At 56.0% G+C, this 21,698-nt stretch carries 16 protein-coding genes and 5 tRNA genes; all 21 read left to right on the top strand.

The annotated features are described in order from the left end of the window. Positions 1–21 precede the first annotated feature (21 nt). Positions 22–621, top strand: a complete 600-nt coding sequence (locus tag TAMC210_RS04735; protein ID WP_173297663.1) for a GerMN domain-containing protein — start codon at positions 22–24, stop codon at positions 619–621. A gap of 227 nt (positions 622–848) precedes the next feature. Beyond that, positions 849–2,663: an N-acetylmuramoyl-L-alanine amidase gene (locus TAMC210_RS04730; RefSeq protein ID WP_173297662.1), complete on the top strand. Its 1,815-nt coding sequence runs from the start codon at positions 849–851 to the stop codon at positions 2,661–2,663. A gap of 221 nt (positions 2,664–2,884) precedes the next feature. After that, on the top strand, positions 2,885–4,213 hold the full coding sequence (locus tag TAMC210_RS04725; RefSeq protein WP_173297661.1) for a transposase: 1,329 nt from the start codon (positions 2,885–2,887) through the stop codon (positions 4,211–4,213). Between the two features lie 348 nt (positions 4,214–4,561). Then, positions 4,562–5,371 (top strand): glutamate racemase, encoded by an 810-nt coding sequence (murI, locus tag TAMC210_RS04720; RefSeq protein WP_217267267.1) that lies wholly within the window; start codon positions 4,562–4,564, stop codon positions 5,369–5,371. Between the two features lie 30 nt (positions 5,372–5,401). Continuing rightward, positions 5,402–6,181 carry a ribonuclease PH gene (gene rph, locus TAMC210_RS04715; RefSeq protein ID WP_173298136.1) on the top strand — a complete coding sequence of 260 codons (780 nt, stop codon included), beginning with the start codon at positions 5,402–5,404 and terminating at the stop codon, positions 6,179–6,181. Next, positions 6,141–6,743 (top strand): XTP/dITP diphosphatase, encoded by a 603-nt coding sequence (locus TAMC210_RS04710; protein WP_173297660.1) that lies wholly within the window; start codon positions 6,141–6,143, stop codon positions 6,741–6,743. The genes rph and TAMC210_RS04710 overlap by 41 nt, the downstream gene beginning before the upstream one ends. A 315-nt stretch (positions 6,744–7,058) precedes the next feature. Next, a tRNA-Gly gene (locus TAMC210_RS04705) sits at positions 7,059–7,132 on the top strand. Positions 7,133–7,150: 18 nt separating this feature from the next. Then, a tRNA-Arg gene (locus TAMC210_RS04700) sits at positions 7,151–7,227 on the top strand. Between the two features lie 30 nt (positions 7,228–7,257). After that, positions 7,258–7,334 (top strand) — tRNA-His (locus TAMC210_RS04695). Positions 7,335–7,350: 16 nt separating this feature from the next. Further along, a tRNA-Gln gene (locus TAMC210_RS04690) sits at positions 7,351–7,425 on the top strand. A gap of 9 nt (positions 7,426–7,434) precedes the next feature. Continuing rightward, a tRNA-Lys gene (locus TAMC210_RS04685) sits at positions 7,435–7,510 on the top strand. Between the two features lie 399 nt (positions 7,511–7,909). Further along, a complete protein-coding gene (tig, locus tag TAMC210_RS04680) occupies positions 7,910–9,250 on the top strand; it encodes a trigger factor (protein WP_173297659.1) in 1,341 nt (446 codons plus the stop codon). Further along, positions 9,210–9,809 (top strand): ATP-dependent Clp endopeptidase proteolytic subunit ClpP, encoded by a 600-nt coding sequence (gene clpP / locus TAMC210_RS04675; RefSeq protein WP_173297658.1) that lies wholly within the window; start codon positions 9,210–9,212, stop codon positions 9,807–9,809. The genes tig and clpP overlap by 41 nt, the downstream gene beginning before the upstream one ends. Positions 9,810–9,833: 24 nt before the next feature. Continuing rightward, positions 9,834–11,096, top strand: coding sequence for an ATP-dependent Clp protease ATP-binding subunit ClpX (gene clpX, locus TAMC210_RS04670; protein ID WP_173297657.1), 1,263 nt, complete (start codon positions 9,834–9,836; stop codon positions 11,094–11,096). Between the two features lie 203 nt (positions 11,097–11,299). After that, a complete protein-coding gene (gene lonB / locus TAMC210_RS04665) occupies positions 11,300–12,934 on the top strand; it encodes an ATP-dependent protease LonB (RefSeq protein WP_173298135.1) in 1,635 nt (544 codons plus the stop codon). A 103-nt stretch (positions 12,935–13,037) separates the two neighbouring features. Then, positions 13,038–15,434 (top strand): endopeptidase La, encoded by a 2,397-nt coding sequence (gene lon / locus TAMC210_RS04660; protein WP_173297656.1) that lies wholly within the window; start codon positions 13,038–13,040, stop codon positions 15,432–15,434. Between the two features lie 133 nt (positions 15,435–15,567). Beyond that, complete coding sequence (locus TAMC210_RS04655) at positions 15,568–18,222, top strand: valine--tRNA ligase (RefSeq protein ID WP_173297655.1); 2,655 nt, start codon at positions 15,568–15,570, stop codon at positions 18,220–18,222. A 126-nt stretch (positions 18,223–18,348) separates the two neighbouring features. Then, entirely contained in the window at positions 18,349–19,671 is a 1,323-nt protein-coding gene (locus TAMC210_RS04650; protein ID WP_173297654.1) for a bifunctional folylpolyglutamate synthase/dihydrofolate synthase, read from the top strand. Between the two features lie 65 nt (positions 19,672–19,736). After that, positions 19,737–20,390, top strand: a complete 654-nt coding sequence (locus TAMC210_RS04645) for a redox-sensing transcriptional repressor Rex (RefSeq protein ID WP_173298134.1) — start codon at positions 19,737–19,739, stop codon at positions 20,388–20,390. A gap of 21 nt (positions 20,391–20,411) precedes the next feature. Continuing rightward, positions 20,412–21,017, top strand: a complete 606-nt coding sequence (locus TAMC210_RS04640) for a Maf family protein (RefSeq protein ID WP_173297653.1) — start codon at positions 20,412–20,414, stop codon at positions 21,015–21,017. After that, positions 21,001–21,693, top strand: a complete 693-nt coding sequence (gene radC, locus TAMC210_RS04635) for a RadC family protein (protein WP_173297652.1) — start codon at positions 21,001–21,003, stop codon at positions 21,691–21,693. Before TAMC210_RS04640 ends, radC begins: the two co-directional genes overlap by 17 nt. Positions 21,694–21,698 lie beyond the last annotated feature (5 nt).

Raw genomic sequence — 21,698 nt, 5'->3', positions numbered from 1 at the left:
AAGCAGGAAGGAGGGATTTCTTTGCGGGGAAAGGTTCAAGCTTTGGCGGCGGGCCTCCTCTGTGCCTTTCTGGCGGCTTTATCTAGTGGTTGCGGCTTATCTAAAGACACGGCTGACCAACCGGATTCCCAGGTTCAGTTGCAAACACCCCAGGAAGAGCTCGGCCAGCCGGAAAGCCCTCAGGTGACGGAAAACCAGGACACCGTCAAGGTAGTACTTTATTTTAGCGATCCCACGGGGCAGAAGCTGGTGGCCGAGGAACGCCTCATTCCTAAAGTGGAAGGAATTGCTCGGGCCACGGTAGAGGAATTGATCAAGGGACCGGCGCCGGGTTCTCAACTCCTGCCTACCATTCCTGAAGGGACCGTCCTTAAAGATATCAACATCCGGCCCGACGGCCTGGCCAGGGTGGATTTCAGCAAGGAGCTGGTGGAAAACCACAGTGGGGGTTCCTTGGGGGAGAGCCTGACGGTTTATTCCATCGTCAACACTTTGACCCAGTTTCCTACGGTGAAACAAGTGCAAATCCTGGTGGAGGGACAGTACGTAGAGACCATCGCCGGCCACCTGGATGTATCTTCGGCTATGACCCGCAATGAGGCCATAATTAAGACAGATTAATTTAAAGGGCGTATGCCTTGCCAAAGGAATAGGGGAATATCTGGAAAGAGTGCCCAGGCACTCTTTTTTCTTTTGACATAAATTTTGGTGGGGGAAGGAAAGTCGACATAAATAGCGAATTAGTTTGGTGTTGCCAGTTTTGCCAGAAAGGGGAGAGGGGAGTGGTTGTACGGGGGCGGAGCAGGGGAGGCTGCCGCCAGCCGGTCAGATTAGGTTGGAAGCACCTTTTGACGTGGAGTCTATTCTTTCTGCTGGTGGCCGGTGTTTTCGCCGGGGGGCCGGCTTCAGCAGCCACCCGTACCGTCAAATTGTACTTTAACGGAACGCTACTTAATCCGGCCGTGGCGCCTTATGTCGACACCGCCGGCCGGACCATGGTACCCATCCGCATAATCATGGAGGCCATGAAGGCCAAGGTTGGCTGGGTGGCCGGCGAACAAAAGGTCCGAATTGAATACGGTAATACAGTTTTGGAGATGTGGATAGGTAAGAAGACGGCCAGGCTGGACGGCCGGACCTTGGCCATGGACACGGCGCCGGTGCTTCACCAGGGTACCACCATGGTGCCGGTGCGGGTTATTGCAGAGAATTTCGGCGCCCAGGTGGATTGGGATGCCTCTTCTTCGAGTGTGCGGATCTGGCTGCCGGAACAGACGAGCGTGAAGCAAGTGCGAGTACGGGGAAGTTACGTGAATATCCGTCCCGGTCCGAGTACAGCCTACGATCCTCCTCTACTTACCGTTAAAGAAGGCACGGTGCTCCCCGTTTTGGGTAAGGTTCCCGGCTGGTATCAAGTCCAGCTCTCCGACGGGGGACGCGGCTGGATCAGCGCCGACTGGGTGGAACCCGTGGGTACTCCACCGCCCTCGGACGGAGGGAGCGGAGGACAAGAGGAAAAGCCGACGAGTTACGTTGCCGTAGTAGGCTCCAAACCGGTGGCCGTTTTGGCCGGGCCTGGGCCCATTTACCGCCAGGTCGCCACGGCTCCGGCGGGTTCTCAACTGCGGGTGGTAGAAGAGCAGCAGGGCTGGATACAAGTACAGCTGGAGACAGGCCTGAAGGGCTGGGTACCGGCCAGTCTGGTTACCCTTAAGCCTTGGGAAGGTGATAAAGGAGAAGAGGAGGGCGACGGAGGGTCTCTCCGCATCACCGGGGTAGAAGTAAAGACAACAGCGGAGGGATTGCAGCTGTGGGTTCAGGGGACCCAGGCCTTCACCTACAAGACCCTGCGGCTGTATAACCCTGAAAGACTGGTATGGGATATTCCGGGCGCCGTGCTGGACGTGCCTCTTGATGAGCGCGAGGTCCCCGTGGGGGCGAAGGGTGTGGCCCGGATAAGAATGAGCCAGTTTACCTCCGATACGGTGCGGGTAGTAGCCGATCTAACTACTTCTTTGAAGTTTTCGGTAGGAGAGGCGCCGCAAGGCAAAGGAAGGCTGTTTTTCCTGGAGCAACCTTCCTTGAAGAATGCCGTGATCGTTCTAGACCCCGGCCACGGTACCGACCCTGAGGGGCGGGATCCGGGGGCCATCGGGCCGGGGGGCACTCAAGAAAAGGACATCAACCTGGCCATCGCCCTAAAGCTTGCCGATCTCTTAAGGTCGGAGGGAGCCAAAGTATACCTCACGCGCGAAGGCGAATCAACTCCCTACAGGCTGGCCGAACGGGCTTTTTACGCCAACGACCTCGGAGCGGACGTCTTCTTGAGCATCCACTCCAATGCCTCTGTCAGTTCCGAGGTAGGAGGGACTTCCACCTATGTTTATGCTCCACCCGGTACGGAACTCGGCCAGCAGAGGGAGGAACGGCTGCGCCTGGGCCGCAGTATTCAAAATGCCCTGGTGGCTGCTCTGGGCCTCCGCGACATTGGGGTTTTGGAAGCTAATTTTTCCGTCCTGCGCAACACCAAAATGCCTTCGGCCCTGGTGGAAGTAGCCTTTATCTCTAACCCCCGGGAAGAGAAATTATTAAAGGACCCGGCTTTCCAAGCCAAGGCGGCGGCCGGCATCTTAGAAGGATTGAGGAGATACTTTAATTCATAACCCTTACCTGGAGCCATCTGCGCTGACGCGGAAATAAGAAAGGTGAAGGTATGAAGGGATTGGGGGAAAAAATTTTACCCCGGGAAAGGCATGAATTTGGTTGGGGTTGAGGGGGATTGGGTTTAAGGAATTAAAAAATTGACCCCAAAAAAGAGGATGACCCTCCTTCAGAGCGAATCTGTTAAGTAAGACCAAACCAACCAAACAAAGGAGGGTCATCCATGGCTATTATACCACAACAGAGGCTTTTTGGGTGGAGGGAAATCGAAAATTTAGGGGAGCTCGAACGACTTAGGCTAGTACTTGAATACATGCCGGACGAAGAATTGATGGTGGAACTGGAGAAGGAACGGGCGAATGGGCGGGATGACTATCCCATAAGGGCCGTATGGAACTCTGTACTGGCAGGGATAGTATACCAACATCCTTCGATAGAAAGTTTAAGGCGGGAACTTTGGCGTAATGCCCAATTACGAGAGCTATGCGGATTTGACCTAACGAAGGGAGAAAAAGCCGTACCGCCGTCATGGGTATACAGCCGGTTTTTGGGGAAACTGCTTAAGAAAGAAGAGAAGGTCGAAGAAATATTTTACCGGCTGGTAGAGGAGCTAAGGGAGGAACTACCGGGTTTTGGAGAAGTAGCGGCCATAGACGGCAAAGCCTTGGCGAGCTTAAGTCGTGGGAGGAAGAAGGAAAAAGTGGGGGAGCTTAGACCTGACGGTCGGCGGGAACAAGATGCAGACTGGGGGTGTAAGGTTTACCGGGGTAAGAGGGAAGACGGCAGCCAGTGGGAAAAAGTAGTGAAATGGTTTGGATTTCGGCTGCACCTAATAGTAGATGCCCTATACGAACTGCCTCTAGGGTTTAAAGTTACCAAGGCGTCGGCGAGCGAAGTAAAAGAGGCGCCCAAGCTTCTGGAGAGGGTAAAAGAGAAGGCACCGGGGACCTTTGAAAGGATTAAATATCTTACAGCAGACAAGGCCTACGACTCCACAGAACTAATCATCGAGCTATGGGAAGAGTATCAAATAAAGCCGGTCATAGACATAAGGAACCAATGGAAAGACGGGGAAGAAACTAAACTAATAGCGGGGCAGGAGAGCGTAGTATACGACTATAAGGGGAAAGTATACTGTTACTGTCCGGAGACGGGGATAAAGAGGGAGATGGCCTATGGAGGATTTGAGAAGGACCGGGAAACATTAAAATACCGCTGTCCGGCCAGGCATTATGGGTTAAGATGCAAGGGAATAGATAAATGTCCGGTTAAGAGCAGTATTCGGATACCCCTTAAGGAAGACCGGAGGGTGTTCACGCCGCTAGCACGTTCCAGCTACCGCTGGGAGGAACTTTACAAGAAGCGTACAGCGGTGGAGCGAGTAAACAGCCGATTAGACCAGAGTTTTGGTTTTGAGCAACACTTTATTCGAGGATTAAAGAAGATGAGTTTAACATGCGCTCTAGCGTTAGCGGTGATGCTGGCCATGGCGCTAGGGAGGATACGAGAAAAGAAAGGAGAAAACCTACGCAGTTTAGTAAAGGCAGCCTAAATTAAGTGGTAGATACTACCATAAAGGGTGGTAGAAGAAGTAATATACCCTTTTTGGGGTTATTTTACCAACGCTTGCCATCTCCTTAAGGCTTTTTATATTCCTGAGGCGCCTACCCTATTAATTATAGGGTTGCTTCTGTAAGATTATGTCAAGGCCTTCTAAAAAATCGGCCACAACGCAGATGCCTCACCTGGCAGCTTCCTTGTCAGCCTTTGTTTTCTCTGCTAGAATGGCTTAGGTGCACCGGTGAACGGGTGCTACGGACGGCAATACTTACATATATAGTAAAAGATTTAACACCAGTCGTCGTAGAAGGGGTGTATCTTACGAAGGAGATGAACAAGGGTGCTGCCAGAACAGCCGGTGGGTGTGTTTGATTCCGGGGTCGGCGGGTTAACTGTAGTCCGGGAAATAGTTCGCCAGCTTCCTGCAGAAACTATCATTTACTACGGTGACACGGCTCACGTACCGTACGGCTCCAAAAAGGTAGAGGAGCTGATAGCCTATGCCGATGCCATTGTGTCCTATCTGGTGGAGCAAGGGGTTAAAGCGATAGTTGATGCTTGCAATACTACTTCTGCTATAGCCTTAGACTATCTAAAAAATAAATATAGCGTCCCCATTATCGGGGTCATTGAACCCGGGGTCCGGGAAGCCCTGGCAGTGACCCGTAGCGGCCGTATCGGCGTGCTGGCCACGGAAGCTACCATTGCCAGTGGCATCCATGCCCGATTGCTTCAATCCCTGGAACCCCGCCTGAAGGTTTATCCCCAGGCGTGTCCCCGCCTGGTACCCCTGGTGGAAGCGGGGAGAGTGGAGGGGCCGGAGGCTCGCCAGGCGGTGGCCGAATATGTAGAGCCCCTGGTGAAGGAGGGTATCGATACGCTCCTTTTGGGGTGCACCCATTATCCCTTTTTAGCACCGGTAATCCATGAGGTGGCGGGAGAAGGGGTAACTTTAGTAGATCCGGCGGCGAGTACCGCCCGGGAACTGGGTGACCTCCTCGAGCGGCACGGTGGCCTGCGCTGTGTTCACGGCTCCCAGGCCCATACCTTTTTAGTGAGCGGTTCGGCAGAAAGTTTTCGCCAGGTGGCTCAAAAACTGGTGGGCTGGCCGGAGCTCAAGGCTGCGCGCCGCGTCAAGCTCCTGGACTGACCTGCAGGAGAAAGGTGATGAGGGGGCATGATTAGAAGGGACGGCCGGGGAGCCCGGGAACTGCGACCGGTGAACATCGAACCCGGCTACCTCAAATACGCAGAGGGTTCGGCTCTAATCACCCTGGGAGAAACCTGGGTTTTGTGCAGTGCCAGCGTAGAAGAAAAAGTGCCGCCCTTCCTAAAGGGTTCGGGAAGGGGATGGATAACAGCCGAATATTCCCTCCTGCCCCGGTCCACTAAGGAAAGGACGGTCCGCGAAGCGGCCAAGGGGAGGGTTAGCGGCCGGACCCATGAAATCCAGCGCCTCATCGGCCGCGCCCTTCGAAGTGTGGTCGACCTAGGCCTTTTAGGGGAGAGGACCATTTGGGTGGACTGCGATGTGCTTCAAGCCGATGGGGGCACCAGGACCGCGGCCATTACCGGGGGATTTGTGGCCTTGGTGGGGGCCCTGCATGGGCTCCAAGAAGCCGGCGTAATTCCCCACCTGCCGGTCCGGGATTTTCTGGCCGCTACTAGTGTGGGCATAGTGGGAGGAGAGCTCCTTCTAGACCTGGCCTTTGAGGAGGATGCCATGGCCCAGGTGGATATGAACGTGGTCATGACCGGAGGCGGCCAGCTAGTGGAAGTCCAGGGCACGGCGGAAGGGAGTACCTTTTCCCGGGCCGAAATGGACGCCATGCTGGACCTGGCCTGGCTCGGAATCGGGGAGCTCATTCAGGCCCAGAAAAAGGCCCTGGGAGACTTAGCCCTAAAGGTGGTAGCGAGGGATGCAGAGGAAGCTGGTCCTAGCGACGCGCAACAGGGGTAAGGTTAGAGAGTTCGAGGAACTCCTCGCCCCCCTCCGGCTGGAGGTATATTCCCTGCTGGATTTTCCTGGCCTGTCCCTGCCTCCGGAAACAGGCCGCACCTTTGAAGAGAACGCCCTTTTTAAGGCCCGGTTAGTGTCCAGCTGGTTGGGGCTCTCGGCCTTGGGGGACGATTCGGGGCTGGAGGTGGAAGCTTTAGGTGGCGCGCCGGGACTCTATTCCTCGCGCTTTGCCGGCGAAGGGGCCGACGATGCCAGGAACAACGAGAAGCTCCTACGCCTCCTGGAACCCTACCCGGAGGAACTACGGCGGGCGCGCTTTTGCTGTGTGCTGGCCCTATGCACGGCCCAGGGCGATACCTATACGGGCAGGGGGTTTCTTGAAGGCTTTATTACCAGGGAACCCCGCGGCCGAGAGGGCTTCGGTTATGATCCCCTGTTTTTGCTCCCCGAATGGGGTAAGACCCTGGCGGAGCTGGGACCGGAAGTCAAGAACAACATCAGCCACCGGGCCCGGGCCGTGCGCGACCTTTGGCCTGTTCTGGTGAAGGTTTTTGAGGGCTGAGCTGTCCCCGTTTTTGATCCCAGGTCTCCTTGGCTTGCCCTTGGGAGACCTTCCGGGCCAAGCTAGACGCTGGGCTCAAGGCTCCGGCAGGCTTCCCGGCAAGTTAGGCTTCCTGCCTCAGTTGCCGGCCGCGGCCTATCCTTGGTCTCAAGCCTGCCTCCGTCTGTCGTGAAGCTTAAGCATGGCTACCCTTCGAGTTTAGTCGCTCACTTCCAAGCCCAAGTAGGCCTGCCCGGCAAAGAGACGGGATAGGATACGTAGGTTTTGATAGCGGTTGACGACTGTAGGTTTATGAAGTATAATTAATGTTGCCATGCGGGTGTAGCTCAATGGTAGAGCCCCAGCCTTCCAAGCTGGTTGCGTGGGTTCGATTCCCATCACCCGCTCCATACTTGCGATCATCTAGGGCGCCTGTAGCTCAGCTGGACAGAGCAGCGGCCTTCTAAGCCGCGGGCCGCAGGTTCGAATCCTGCCAGGCGCGCCATGTTAATGAATAAAAGTGTACGGCTACGTGGTGGGTGTAGCTCAGTTGGTTAGAGCACCAGGTTGTGGCCCTGGGGGTCATGGGTTCGAGTCCCTTCACCCACCCCAATTAGATAATTAGTGCTGGGGCGTAGCCAAGCGGTAAGGCAACGGACTTTGGATCCGTCATGCGTTGGTTCGAATCCAGCCGCCCCAGCCATATGTGCATGAGCCATTAGCTCAGTAGGTAGAGCACCTGACTTTTAATCAGGGTGTCGGAGGTTCGATTCCTCCATGGCTCACCAACAAGGGGAAAGGCGGGCGGAAGGCGTTGTGGCTATCGCCCGCCCTTTGTTTCTAGCAGGGTTCCGGGTTAAAAGGCCCGGACTTTTGTTGGAATGTTTTAGCCTTGCAGGGCGCCAACGCGATGCGTTCAAGTTTGGCACCGGTGTCGGGGGGACGCCTGCGCGGTCTCCCTTGACAGGTCCTGATCTTATCTGATACAATGCGGCTACGAAACGAGAGGCAAGACTTTTGTTCTTACCACCTCGGCTTAGGTTGCAGGACGGTCGGCCGAGGTATTATTGTAGTGGCCGATAATTTATACTTGGACGGCAGGAAAAGGTAAGCCGCGTAGCGAAATAATTCCGTAGGTTCCAGCATAATATGAACAAGTGTCGGACCTGAGGAGGAGCAGGGCATAAATGAAGGCAACGGTGGAAAAGCTAGAGAAGAACCGGGTAATCCTGGAAGTGGAGGTGGAAGCTCCCCGGCTGGAGCAGGCACTGGATAAGGCCTATCGGAAGCTGGTACGCCAGGTCAACATACCGGGCTTCCGCAGAGGGAAAGCACCCCGGTTTATCTTAGAGCGCTACATGGGCAAGGAGCCTCTTTACCATGAGGCTATGGATATAGTCATCCCTTCGGCCTACCGGGAAGCGGTAGAAGAAACCAAGATTGAGCCCATCGACCAACCGGAGGTAGAGATCGTCCAGGCAGAGGAAGGCCGGCCCCTTATTTTCAAAGCCACGGTTGACGTCAAACCCGAAGTCCAGCTCGGACAATACAAAGGGATTCCGGTAGAGCGGCCGGAGGTAAAAGTTACCGATGAAGATGTGGAGGCTTTTTTAAAGCGCCTGCAGGAGAGATTTGCCCAGCTTAAAGACGTAGAGGAAGGCTCCCTACAAGAGGGTGATACGGCGATAATAGACTTTAAAGGTGAAGTGGAAGGCCAAGATTATCCCGGCCTTAAAGGGGAAAACTACCCTCTAGAAATCGGTTCCGGTACTTTCATTCGGGGCTTTGAGGCCCAGTTGGTGGGAGCCAAGGTAGATGAAGAACGGGAAGTAAAGGTGACCTTCCCGGCAGACTATCACCGCCAAGAGCTGGCCGGTAAGGAAGCGGTTTTTGCCGTTAAAATACGGGGCATCAAACGGAAACAGCTCGCGCCCCTCGATGATGAGTTTGCCAAGGACGTCAGCGAGTACGAAACCCTGGAGGAACTCAAGGAGGATATCCGCGAACGCCTGAGGGAGGAGCAGGAGCAGAGGGCGGCAGCAGAAGTGCGCCGCCAAGTAATAGAAAAGGCGGTAGCAAATGCCGCTGTCGAATTACCCCCGGTGCTGGTAGAGAGGCGCATTGGCTATTTGATTAATGATATGGCTTGGCGCCTCCAGAGTCAGGGCGTCTCCCTGGAGCAGCTCATGGAACGGTCGGGGAAAACCTGGGAGCAGTTGAAGGAAGACCTGCGGCCTCAGGCCGAGAAGGACGTAAAAACAGATTTAGTCCTGGAAGCCATAGCCAAGGCCGAAGGCATGGAAGCTACGCAGGAGGATGTGGACCGGGAGATAGAGAAAATGGCCCAGCTCCTGCAGCAGCCAGTGGAAAAAGTCCGGGAGAGAATGGAAAATAATTTGGATGGGCTGCGATACGATATTATAATTAATAAGACCATCGAGTATCTAGTAAGCAACAGCATCCCTGCAGACGGAGGTGGGCCTGAAGATGTCCGTTCTGGTGCCGATAGTAGTGGAGCAGACCAATAGGGGCGAGCGAGCCTATGATATTTATTCCCGGTTGCTAAAGGACCGCATTATTTTCTTAGGTAGCCCTATAGATGATCATGTGGCCAATCTGGTTATTGCCCAGATGCTCTTTTTGGAGGCCGAGGACCCCGACAAGGATATTCACCTTTATATCAACAGTCCGGGGGGTTCTATTACGGCGGGCATGGCTATTTTCGATACCATGCAGTATATTAGGCCTGATGTGTCAACTATTTGCGTGGGGCTAGCCGCCAGCATGGGTGCTTTTCTCCTGGCGGCGGGGGCTAAGGGAAAACGCTATGCCTTGCCCCATAGCGAAATCATGATCCACCAGCCCATGGGAGGCACTCAGGGTCAGGCGGTGGATATTGAGATCCACGCCAAGCGTATTATGAAGATAAGGGACCAGCTGAACCAGATTCTGAGCGAGATCACGGGGAAACCCGTGGAGGTCATAGCGAGGGATACGGACCGGGACCATTTTATGTCGGCCTTGGAAGCCAAGGAGTACGGTCTTATTGATGAGGTAATCACCAGGCGCGTGCTGCTCGCCAAATAGGCACGACAGCGAGGTGAACTCTACATGTATAAGTATACCGACGATAAGGGACAACTGAAGTGTTCTTTCTGCGGCAAGCTGCAGGATCAGGTCAAGAAGCTGGTGGCGGGACCCGGGGTTTATATCTGTGACGAATGTATCGAGCTGTGCAATGAAATTATCGAAGAAGAACTGAATGAAGATCTAAGCCTGGAACTAGGAGAGATTCCCAAGCCCAAGGAGATAAGGGAAATTCTCGATGAGTATGTAATAGGGCAAGACCACGCCAAGAAGGCCCTGTCGGTGGCGGTGTACAACCACTATAAGAGGGTTAATCTGGGCCTAAAACTGGATGATGTAGAAATTCAGAAGAGCAATATTCTCATGATCGGGCCTACGGGAAGCGGTAAGACCCTCTTGGCCCAGACACTGGCTAAGATCCTCAACGTACCCTTTGCCATTGCCGACGCCACGTCCCTCACCGAGGCCGGCTATGTAGGTGAAGACGTAGAAAATATACTCCTGAAACTCATCCAGGCGGCCGACTACGATGTGGAGAAGGCAGAAAAGGGTATAGTTTATATCGACGAAATCGATAAGATCGCCCGCAAATCGGAAAACCCCTCCATTACCCGCGATGTTTCCGGGGAGGGCGTGCAGCAGGCTTTGCTAAAGATCCTGGAAGGGACGGTGGCCAGCGTGCCGCCCCAGGGGGGCCGCAAACACCCCCACCAGGAGTTCATCCAGATCGATACCACCAACATCTTGTTTATCTGCGGCGGGGCCTTTGAGGGTTTGGATAAGATCATCAAGAACCGCATTTCCAAGAAGACCATGGGCTTCGGAGCCCAAATTCAAGGGAAAAACGAAGTCAACATCGGCGAGATCCTGAAGCACGTAATGCCGATGGATCTCCTAAAATACGGTTTGATTCCGGAGTTCGTGGGCAGGCTGCCTATTATCGTTACCTTGGATGCCCTGGATGAAGAAGCCCTTATCCGGGTGCTGACGGAGCCGCGCAATGCCCTGGTGAAGCAGTACCAGAAGCTCTTCGAAATGGACGGCGTCACCTTGGAATTTAAAGAAGATGCCCTGGTGGCCATTGCTAAAGAGGCCATCAAGAGGGAGACCGGCGCCCGGGGCTTGCGGTCCATTCTGGAAGAGGTCATGCTGGACGTCATGTATGAGATACCTTCCCGGGGCAATGTCACCAAGTGTGTGATTACTAAGGACGTCATCTTGCGGAAGGAAGAGCCCCTTCTCCTCACCACGGTAGAACGCAAGAAGAAAAAAGAAGAGACGGCGTGACGATAAATCTAGGTGAGAAAGGCGGGAGCCCAGGGGTTTCCGCCTTTTATTTTGCCTGCTGACGTGGTGGATAAAATCCGGGGTTCTGGCACAACTTAAGAAACGAAACCCTCCAGAAAGGAGCTTTAGTTGTGCCGGAAGCCAATCTTAACCTCGCCGGAATACTTACCTTTGTACAGGTCTTTCTGGCCGTGGTCATCGGGATGTATGTCTGGAATCTCTTGAAGAACCAGCCTGGCAACCGCACGGCGGTGGAAAAGGAATCCCGTAAGGAACTGGAAAAACTGCAGCGGTTGCGCCAGATTGCGTTAACCCAACCCCTGGCGGAAAAAACGCGCCCGTCCACTTTTAGCGAGATCATCGGCCAGGAAGAAGGGTTGAAGGCCCTCCGGGCTGCCCTTTGCGGTCCCAACCCCCAGCATGTCATTATCTACGGGCCTCCGGGGGTCGGCAAAACGGCGGCGGCCAGGCTGGTGCTGGAAGAGGCCAAGAAAAACCCCTTATCGCCCTTCAAAGAGGACGCCCAGTTTGTAGAGGTGGACGGTGCCACTTCCCGTTTTGACGAGCGGGGCATTGCCGACCCCCTTATCGGCTCGGTACACGATCCCATTTATCAGGGGGCAGGGCCTTTAGGCATGGCAGGAATTCCCCAACCCAAGCCGGGAGCGGTTACCAAAGCCCATGGAGGGATTCTATTCATTGATGAGATCGGCGAATTACACCCCATCCAGATAAATAAACTTCTCAAAGTCCTGGAAGACCGCAAGGTACTGCTGGAGAGCGCTTATTATAGCTCCGAGGACACCAACATCCCCAGCCATATCCACGACATTTTTAAGAACGGCCTGCCTGCCGACTTCCGTTTAGTGGGGGCCACCACCCGGCTCCCCCAGGAAATCCCTGCCGCCATCCGGTCCCGCTGCATAGAAATTTATTTTCGACCTCTCCTGCCAGAGGAGATAGGCATTATCGTCAGGAATGCGGCCCGCAAGATCGGCCTATCCCTGCAGGAAGAGGGAATAGAGATTATTAAGCGCTTTGCCACCAACGGCAGAGAAGCCGTCAACATGGTCCAGCTGGCTGCCGGCCTGGCTATGACCGAGAGGCGCGCCCAGATCACAAGGGAAGACGTAGAATGGGTGGTGAGCTGCGGACAATACACTCCCAGACAGGAAGCGCGCATTTCCCCGGAGCCCCAGGTGGGAGTAGTTAACGGCCTGGCGGTGTATGGGGCCAACATGGGTACCTTGGTAGAACTGGAAGCTTGTGTCCACTTTGTAGGCCAGCGCCGCGGACAAGTAAAGGTAACGGGCGTGGTTGAGGAGGAAGAGATGGGCAGCCACGACGGCCGCCGGTTCAAGAGAAAAAGCATGGCCCGGAACTCGGTGGAAAACGTCCTCACGGTAGTGCGTTCCCTCTTAAACGTCGATCCCCTCGATTATGACATTCACCTTAACTTTCCCGGCGGCACACCGGTGGACGGGCCGTCGGCCGGTATCAGCATGGTCACCGCCATCTACTCTGCTTTCACCGGAATACCCGTGGACAATGTAGTGGCCATGACCGGCGAGGTATCCATACGGGGGGCCGTAAAGCCGGTGGGTGGTATAGTGGCCAAGGTGGAAGCTGCCCGCCGGGCCGGGATCCGGAAAGTGTTGATACCCTGGGAGAACTGGCAGGAAAGCTTTCGTAAGTTGAAAGATATACAGGTGGTGCCGGTGCGCTGGGTGCAGGAGGCGCTTGAGCATGCCCTGTACCAGGAAAACAAAATCAGTGCCCGCGAAGGTTTATCTTCCCGGGCCCAGGTCTTAAGCGCTTCCCCTTTCCAGCGCCCTTAAACGCTCACCGCTTTTTACCTATTGCGGAGGGGGGCGATATCTCGTAGAATATAATGAAGACTTGGAGAGGAGAAATAGGGGGACTCTGTTGGAGGTGTAAAATTTGACGCGGACTATTCCTTTGCTTCCCTTGCGGGGAGTTATTGTTTTTCCATATACCGTACTCCACCTGGACGTAGGGCGTGAACGTTCGGTTAATGCCATCGAAGCGGCCATGATCCGGGACAGGGCCATTTTCCTGGCCATGCAAAAGGAAGCCCAGACCGATGAGCCGGGAGAAGAAGATATCTATACTACCGGCACTGTGGCGGAGATTAAGCAGTTGTTGAAGTTGCCCGGGGGAACCATAAGGATCCTGGTGGAGGGGATGCGGCGGGGCAAGATCGTCCGCTACCTGGGCTATGATCCTTATTTGTCCGTGGAAATTGAGGAATATACTGACGAGGTCCCGTCCGACAACGAGATTGATGCCTTGATGCGCACCCTCATCAACGAATTTGAGCATTATGTGAAGATGTCCAAGAAAATCCCGCCGGAGACCGTGGTGGCGGTGGTGAGCCTGGAAGAGCCGGGGAGGATGGCGGATGTTATTGCCTCCCATTTGACTCTCAAGCTGGTTGACAAGCAGGCCGTCCTGGAGGCCGTTGACATCCGCCGGCGCTTGGAGCTCCTGTGTGAGATACTGGCCCGGGAAAAGGAAATCCTGGAGCTGGAACGCAAGATCAACTTGCGGGTCCGCAAGCAGATGGAGAAAACCCAGAAGGAGTATTACCTGCGGGAGCAGATCAAGGCCATTCAGAAGGAGCTGGGCGAAAAAGACGAGCGCCTGGCCGAAGTCGAAGAGTTGCGGGAAAGGATTGCTAAGGCCAAACTCCCGAGGGAGATAGAGGAGAGGGCCCTCAAAGAAGTGGAGCGCCTGGAGAAAATGCCGCCCATGGCTGCGGAAGCCACCGTGGTGCGCAACTACTTGGATTGGTTGCTGGCTCTTCCCTGGCAAAAAGAAACCAGGGATCGCCTGGACATCAACATGGCCGAAAAGATCCTGAATGAAGACCATTACGGACTGGAAGAAGTAAAGGAGCGCATACTGGAGTACCTGGCCATCCGTAAGCTGGCTAAGAAGATGCGCGGGCCTATTTTATGTTTTGTGGGGCCGCCGGGGGTGGGTAAGACTTCCCTGGCCAAGTCCATCGCGCGGGCCCTACAGCGCAAGTTTGTACGCATTTCCCTCGGTGGAGTGCGGGATGAGGCGGAAATACGCGGTCACCGGCGCACCTATGTGGGCGCCCTTCCGGGACGCATCATCCAGGGGATGAAGCAGGCGGGCAGCAAGAACCCCGTCTTTTTGCTGGATGAAATCGATAAGATGAGCAGTGACTTCCGGGGCGACCCGTCATCGGCCCTCCTGGAAGTGTTGGACCCGGAGCAGAACTATATGTTCAGCGATCATTATATCGAGGCCCCCTTCGATCTTTCCAAGGTAATGTTTATCACCACCGCCAATGTGGAATACTCCATTCCCCGGCCCTTGCTGGATCGAATGGAAGTCATCCGCATACCGGGCTATACTGAAGAAGAGAAAGTTAAAATAGCCCAGCTGCATCTAATCCCGAAGCAGATTAAGGAGCACGGATTGAAGGCCAATCAGCTGGTTATTTCGGAAAATGCCCTCCGCCGGATTATACGGGAATACACCCGGGAAGCCGGGGTGCGGAATCTGGAACGCCAGATAGCCACCCTGTGCCGTAAGACGGCCCGGGACATTGTGAGCGGAAAGGCCGAAGCCGTCAAGGTGACGGCTCAAAACGTGGACACCTTCCTGGGTATACCCCGCTACCGGCATACTCTGGCCGAAGAAGCGGAAGTCATCGGCGTGGCCCGCGGGCTCGCGTGGACCGAAGTGGGCGGCGAGGTCCTCAATGTAGAGGCCACCGTGTTAAACGGGAAGGGTAACTTGACCCTAACCGGTAAACTAGGCGAGGTTATGAAGGAATCGGCCTATGCTGGCTTCAGCTACCTGCGGTCCCGGGCGGGAGATCTGCGGCTGGCTCCTGACTTCCACGAAAAATGCGATGTCCACATCCACGTGCCGGAAGGAGCTATTCCTAAAGACGGCCCTTCGGCAGGTATAACCATGGCTACAGCCATGGCTTCGGCCTTGATGGGCGTTCCGGTACGCAGCGACGTGGCCATGACCGGGGAAATAACCCTGCGGGGGCGGGTGCTGGCGGTAGGAGGGATAAAAGAGAAGGTCCTGGCCGCCCACCGGGCGGGGATTAAAACCGTTATACTTCCGCGGGATAATGCCAAGAATCTGGAGGAAATACCCCCGCAGGTAAAGCGCAAAATAAAATTCGTGCTGGTAGACCATATGGACGAAGTGCTCAAAGAGGCCCTGGTTCAGCGCGTCCACCCGGCGGACAAAGGCCGGCAAGAAAAGGGTGATTACGCCGAGGCTCCGGTGGATCCCGGCCCGGTATCATCTACGCTGAGGAACTAGCCGCCGGGAACGACAGCCCTTGACATGATTTGGCCCGAAACGTTAAGATATTAGCGGACCTTTATAGCCAATTCCCTCGTCCGGCAAGGGCGGATGAGGGGTTTTTTTCTAAAAGCATAAGGAGGAAGCGGGTGTGCCTTCGGCATTTTCATTGCCCTCGGTCTATTCACCTAAAGAGGTTGAACGGAAATGGTACCCCGTGTGGGAAAAGGCAGGTTATTTCTGCGGGCCGCGGGAGAAAGCGGCCGGGCGGCCCACCTTCAGCATAGTCATGCCGCCGCCCAATGTCACCGGCAGCCTGCACCTGGGACATGCTTTAGATAACACCCTCCAGGATATCCTGGTCCGCTGGCACCGCATGCGGGGGGATGCTACCCTCTGGATCCCGGGGACCGACCATGCAGGGATAGCCACCCAGGCCCGGGTGGAGGAGGAGCTGTCTAAAGAGGGATTGAGCAAGTACGATCTGGGCCGGGAGGAGTTCCTGCAGCGGGTATGGGCCTGGAAGGAACAGTACGGCACGCGCATTACCCAGCAGCTCCGGCGGCTCGGCGCTTCCTGTGACTGGAGCCGGGAGCGCTTTACCATGGACGAGGGTTGTTCCCGGGCGGTCCGGGAGGTTTTTGTGCGCCTGTTTGAGAAGGGGTTGATTTACCGCGGTAATTATATCATCAACTGGTGCCCGCGCTGCCAGACTACTATTTCCGACATCGAAGTAGAACACCAGGAGGAGGCCGGGCACCTTTGGTATGTACGTTATCCCTTTAAAGACCGTCCGGGCGGCATTGTCGTGGCCACTACCCGGCCGGAGACCATGTTGGGCGATACGGCTGTGGCCGTCCACCCGGACGACGAGCGCTACCGCCCCTTCATCGGCGCAACCCTCATCCTACCCCTGGTCAACCGGGAAATACCGGTGATCGCCGATGAATATGTGGACCCTAACTTCGGGACCGGCGCGGTTAAGATTACCCCGGCCCATGATCCTAATGACTTCGAGATAGGCCAGCGCCACGGCCTGCCGTCGGTTACCGTCATCGGCAAAGACGCCACCATGACGGCGGATGCCGGCCCATACGCCGGCATGGAGCGGTATGCCTGCCGCCGGCAGGTGGTTCAGGATCTGGAACGCCTGGGTTACCTGGTAAAAGTAGAAGAGCATACCCACGCCGTGGGCCATTGTTACCGCTGCAATACCACTATTGAACCCTTAGTTTCGCCCCAGTGGTTCGTACGGATGAAGCCCCTGGCCGAACCCGCCATCCGCGCTGCCCGGGAAGGGCGGGTACGCTTCGTGCCGGAGCGCTTTACCAAGATCTACCTTAACTGGCTAGAGAATATCCGCGACTGGTGTATTTCCCGCCAGCTCTGGTGGGGTCACCGCATCCCGGTCTGGTACTGCCAGCAGTGCGGGGAGGTCATATGCAGTACCACCGACCCCGAGGAGTGTCCCTCCTGCCGGAGTACGGCCCTGGAGCAGGATCCCGACGTTCTGGATACCTGGTTCAGCTCGGCCCTGTGGCCCTTCTCTACCATGGGGTGGCCTGAGAAAACCCGGGAGCTGGAGGTTTATTACCCGACTTCGGTGCTGGTAACCGGTCGGGATATTATCTTTTTCTGGGTGGCCCGCATGATCTTTATGGGACTGGAATTCATGGAGGATGTCCCCTTCCGGGAGGTCCTCATTCACGGCCTGGTTCTGGACGCCCTGGGGCGCAAGATGAGCAAATCCCTGGGTAACGGCGTAGACCCCATGGAAGTTATAGAGGAATACGGGGCCGATACCCTGCGCTTTATGCTCATCACCGGCAATACGCCGGGTAACGATCTGCGTTTCCATCCGGAGCGCCTGGAAAGTACCCGCAACTTCTGCAACAAGATCTGGAACGCCGCTCGCTTTGTCTTATTGAACCTGCAGGATTACGATCCGGAAGGGGAAAGGGCGCCGTATACCGTGGCCGATCGCTGGATTTTGAGCCGGCTGGCCGGGGTAGTAGATCAGGTTACCGCCAATCTGGAGGATTACGAGATAGGCGAGGCAGCCCGGCTTATCTACGACTTTTTCTGGGGTGAGTTCTGCGACTGGTATATTGAACTGGCCAAAGGCCGCCTCTACGGTGAAGATCCGGCGGCCAAAGCCACGGCCCAGAAAGTGCTGGTAGAGGTGCTGGAGACCAGCTTGCAGCTGCTGCATCCCTTCATGCCCTTTATCACCGAGGAAATCTGGCACCATCTCCCCGGCGAAAGGTCCAGCATAATGGTTAGTTCTTGGCCCCAGGCGCCGCCGGAATCCCGCGACGCGGCAGCCGAAGAGGCCATGACATTGATTATAGAAGTGATCCGGGCCATCCGCAATCTAAGAAGCGAAATGCGGGTAGCTCCCGGCCGCAAGGCCCGGGTCCTGCTCGTCGCCCAGTCTGCCGCTACAAGGCGGGTTTTAGAGGAGGCGCGAGAATACCTGGAGAGCCTGGCCCGGGTCGAACCCGTGGAAGTAGTGGCGTCCCTGGAAGAGCCTCCGGTTAAGGCGGCTGCGGCGGTTACCGCCGGCGTGGAGATCTATCTACCCCTTGAGGGGTTGGTGGATTTCCAGAAGGAAATAGCCCGGCTGGAAAAGGAACTGGCCGCCGTACAGAAAGAGCTTGAGCAGGTGCGCCGCAAGCTCGCCAAACCCGATTTTGTGGCTAAGGCGCCGGAGGAAGTGGTGGCCAAGGAAAGGGCTAAAGAAAAGGAGCTGGTGGACAAAGGGGAGGCCCTGCAGAGTCGGCTGCGCTCCTTAAGAGGCTTCTAAGGCCTCCTGTCCCTTAGCTCATCAGCGGTTTCTGCCCCCCTTGGGGAGGGTAGAAGATGCCGGGCTACCCGGGGCTTTCCCCTACCTCTGGGGCCAGACGTCCTAGACATTTCGAGGTGAAGAAGCTTGGATTATCCTCAGGCCCTGGCATACTTGCGGGATCTTACTAAATTCGGCGTTAATCTGGGCTTAGGTCGTATGGAGGAGCTGCTGGAGCGGTTGGGTAACCCCCACCGCCGGCTCCGTTTTTTTCATATCGGTGGGACCAACGGCAAAGGGTCGGTAGCGGCCATGGTGGCGGCCATCCTCCAGGCTGCCGGTTATAGAGTGGGGCTTTTTACCTCCCCCCACCTCCACAGCTATACCGAACGCATCCGCCTGAACGGGCAGGAGATACGCCGGGAACACGTGGCCGAAATCCTCACCCGCATGCGCCCCCTTCTGGACGGGATGGTAAAGGAGGGCCACGAGCATCCCACCGAGTTCGAAGTAAGCACGGCCTTAGCCTTCCACTATTTTAATGAGGTGGGGGCGGATTACGTAGTTTTGGAAGTCGGTCTAGGAGGTTCCTTTGATTCCACCAATGTGATACCTTCCTCCCTGGTCAGTGTAATTACTAACGTAGGGTTGGATCACATGGATTACCTGGGTCATACCCTGGTAGAAATCGCCGGGGAAAAGGCGGGCATCATTAAGGATAGGGCGGTAGTGGTCACCGGCGCGGATAAGCCCGAAGCCCTGGAAGTTATAGAGACAAGGTGCCGGCGGAAGGGAGCCATCCTCTACCGGCTGGGGAAGGAATTTACTTATAACCCCACCGAGGTGTCCTGCAGGGGAGGCCGGATGGACTGGAAGGGGCTGGGCCGAACCTACCCCGGCCTGAGGGTAGCCCTCTTGGGTCGCCATCAGCTGAGCAACGCCGCGTTGGCGGTAGCGGTAATGGAAGCGGCGCGGCGCCACCATAACCTGGACGTCCTGGAAGAACATATCCGGGAAGGGTTGGACCGGGCTTTCTGGCCGGGCCGCCTGGAAATAGTTAACCGCCGTCCCCTGGTGGTTCTGGACGGGGCCCATAACTACGACGGCGCACTGGCCCTGAAACGGTCCTTGGAAGAATTGTTTCCCCACCGGCGTTTAATTTTGGTTCTGGGGATGCTGGCCGATAAAGAGAGGGAAAAGGTAGTGGCCGCCTTGGTTCCCCTGGCCCAGGCGGTGATTATAACCCGGCCCAACAATCCCCGGGCGGGAGATTGGAAGGTCTTGGGGTTGCATGCGCGCCGCTTCACCCCCCACGTTCATATCATCAGGCACATATCCCAGGCTATGGAAACAGCTCTGGGTCTGGCGGGGCCTGAGGATTTGATTTGCGCTACCGGATCTTTGTACATGGTAGCTGAGGCCAGGGAATGGTTTCTAATGAAGAAAAAAGAGGATTTCGCGGTTAAATAGCGAATAGGACAAAATCAGACCTTGTGCGAAAGGTTTAAACTATAGCAGGGGGGATTTCCAGAATGATTAAGACCCTGAAAGTTCCGGAGGCTACCATCACCAGACTTTCGGTGTACTCCCGTTTCTTGGCCCAGGCCGACCGCCAGGGAATTGTGACCATCTCGTCGGGGGAAATTGCGGAAGGGGTTGGGGTGAGCCCGGCCCAGGTTCGCAAAGATCTGGCCTACTTTGGCGAATTCGGGACCCGGGGTGTGGGATACAATGTAAAGGATCTTTACTGGCATATCATTAAAATCCTGGGCCTTAATACCACCTGGCCCATGGTCATCATCGGTGCCGGTAACCTGGGGACCGCCCTGTCCATGTACGGCGGTTTCCGGGAGAGGGGCTTTAAAATCGTAGGTATTTTTGATAATGCCCCCCACAAGATCGGCTACCGTTTAAACGGGGTTGAAGTTTACAGCATGGATAGGCTGGCCGAAATAATCGAAAGGGAGAAGGCCCAAATAGCTATTATTGCCGTGCCCGCCGACCAGGCCCAATTTGTGGCTGACGAGCTGGCCAAGACCTCCATCCGCGGCATTCTCAATTTTGCCCCGCGGGTCATCAATGTCCCGAGCCACATCGAAGTGCGCAACGTCGACCTGACCGTTAATCTAGAAATCCTGACCTTTAACCTAGCCTTCCGGCGCACTTTGAAAGCTTATCACGAGGCTTAAAGCCTTAGGAGAGCAAGGTAGATGCCTCGACTGGTTCTAGCCTCCGGTTCACCGCGGCGGCAGCAGCTCTTAAGCCAGTTGGGCTTGCGGTTTGAAACCATGCCCAGTTCCCTACGGGAGAACAAATACGACCGGCTGCCACCTGAAGAACGGGTGAGGGCCCTGGCCAGGGCCAAGGCCCTGGAGGTGGCCCGGAACCTATCCGAGGCCGTCGTAGTGGGGGCCGATACCCTGGTCGTCTGCCAAGGCCGGGTACTGGGTAAGCCGTCTTCTCCGGCCGAAGCCGAAGCCATGCTGAGCTTTTTGAGTGGGAAAACCCACCGCGTTTATACCGGGGTAGCGGTGGTGGCTGTGCCCGGTAAAGTTATCCGGGAAGCCTGGGAATGTACCGAAGTACGCTTCCGGCGGCTCACACCCAAAGAGATCAAAGCCTATGTGGCCACCGGTGAACCCCTGGATAAGGCAGGCGCCTACGGCATCCAGGGGCGGGGTGCCCTTCTGGTCGAAGGTATCAAGGGAGACTTTTTCAACGTAGTCGGCCTACCCTTGGTCAAAACGGCCGGGCTGCTGGAGGAATTCGGCATAGATATCTGGGGAGGCCCTAAGGCAGATGGTGGAAAAGAATGAGGGAAGGACCATTAAGAAACTGCCGGAAGATCTGAGGCCGCGGGAGCGCATGTTGCTGGCAGGGGCCCAGGCCCTCTCCAACGCCGAATTGCTGGCCATCCTACTCCGCACCGGCACCCCCCGGGAAAACGCCCTGGATTTGGCCCAAAGGTTGCTGGCCCAGCCCGGAGGGCTGCGCTACCTGGCCGAGGTTTCCCTGGAAGAGTTGAAGGAACAGAAGGGAATAGGTTTAGCTAAGGCGGCCCAGATAAAGGCGGCCGTGGAACTGGGGCGCCGGCTGGCGGCGTACAGCGCCCACAGGCCTGTCATCCAGCAGCCTGGTGATGTAGCCGCCCTTCTCATGGACGAAATGCGCTATTTGGACCGGGAACACTTTCGCACTATTTCTTTGAATACCAAGAACCGGATTTTAGCCGTCGATAACGTGGCGGTGGGTAGCTTGAACGCTTCCCTGGTACACCCGCGGGAAGTATTTAAAGGTCCCATAAAAAGGAGTGCAGCGGCCATCATCCTCGTCCACAACCATCCCAGCGGGGATCCTTCCCCCAGCGTGGAGGATATTCAGGTGACCCGTCGGTTGGCAGAAGCTGGGAGGCTGTTGGGTATTGAGGTCCTGGATCATGTGGTGTTGGGAGACGGCTCTTTTGTGAGTATGAAAGAGAGGGGCCTGCTTTAGGCCTT

This window comes from Thermanaeromonas sp. C210 (genome assembly GCF_013167955.1).
Classification (GTDB): Bacteria; Bacillota; DSM-521; order Neomoorellales; family Neomoorellaceae; genus UBA12545.
Note: the sequence above shows the minus strand (reverse complement) of the source record. Positions and strands in the feature narration are given on the sequence as shown.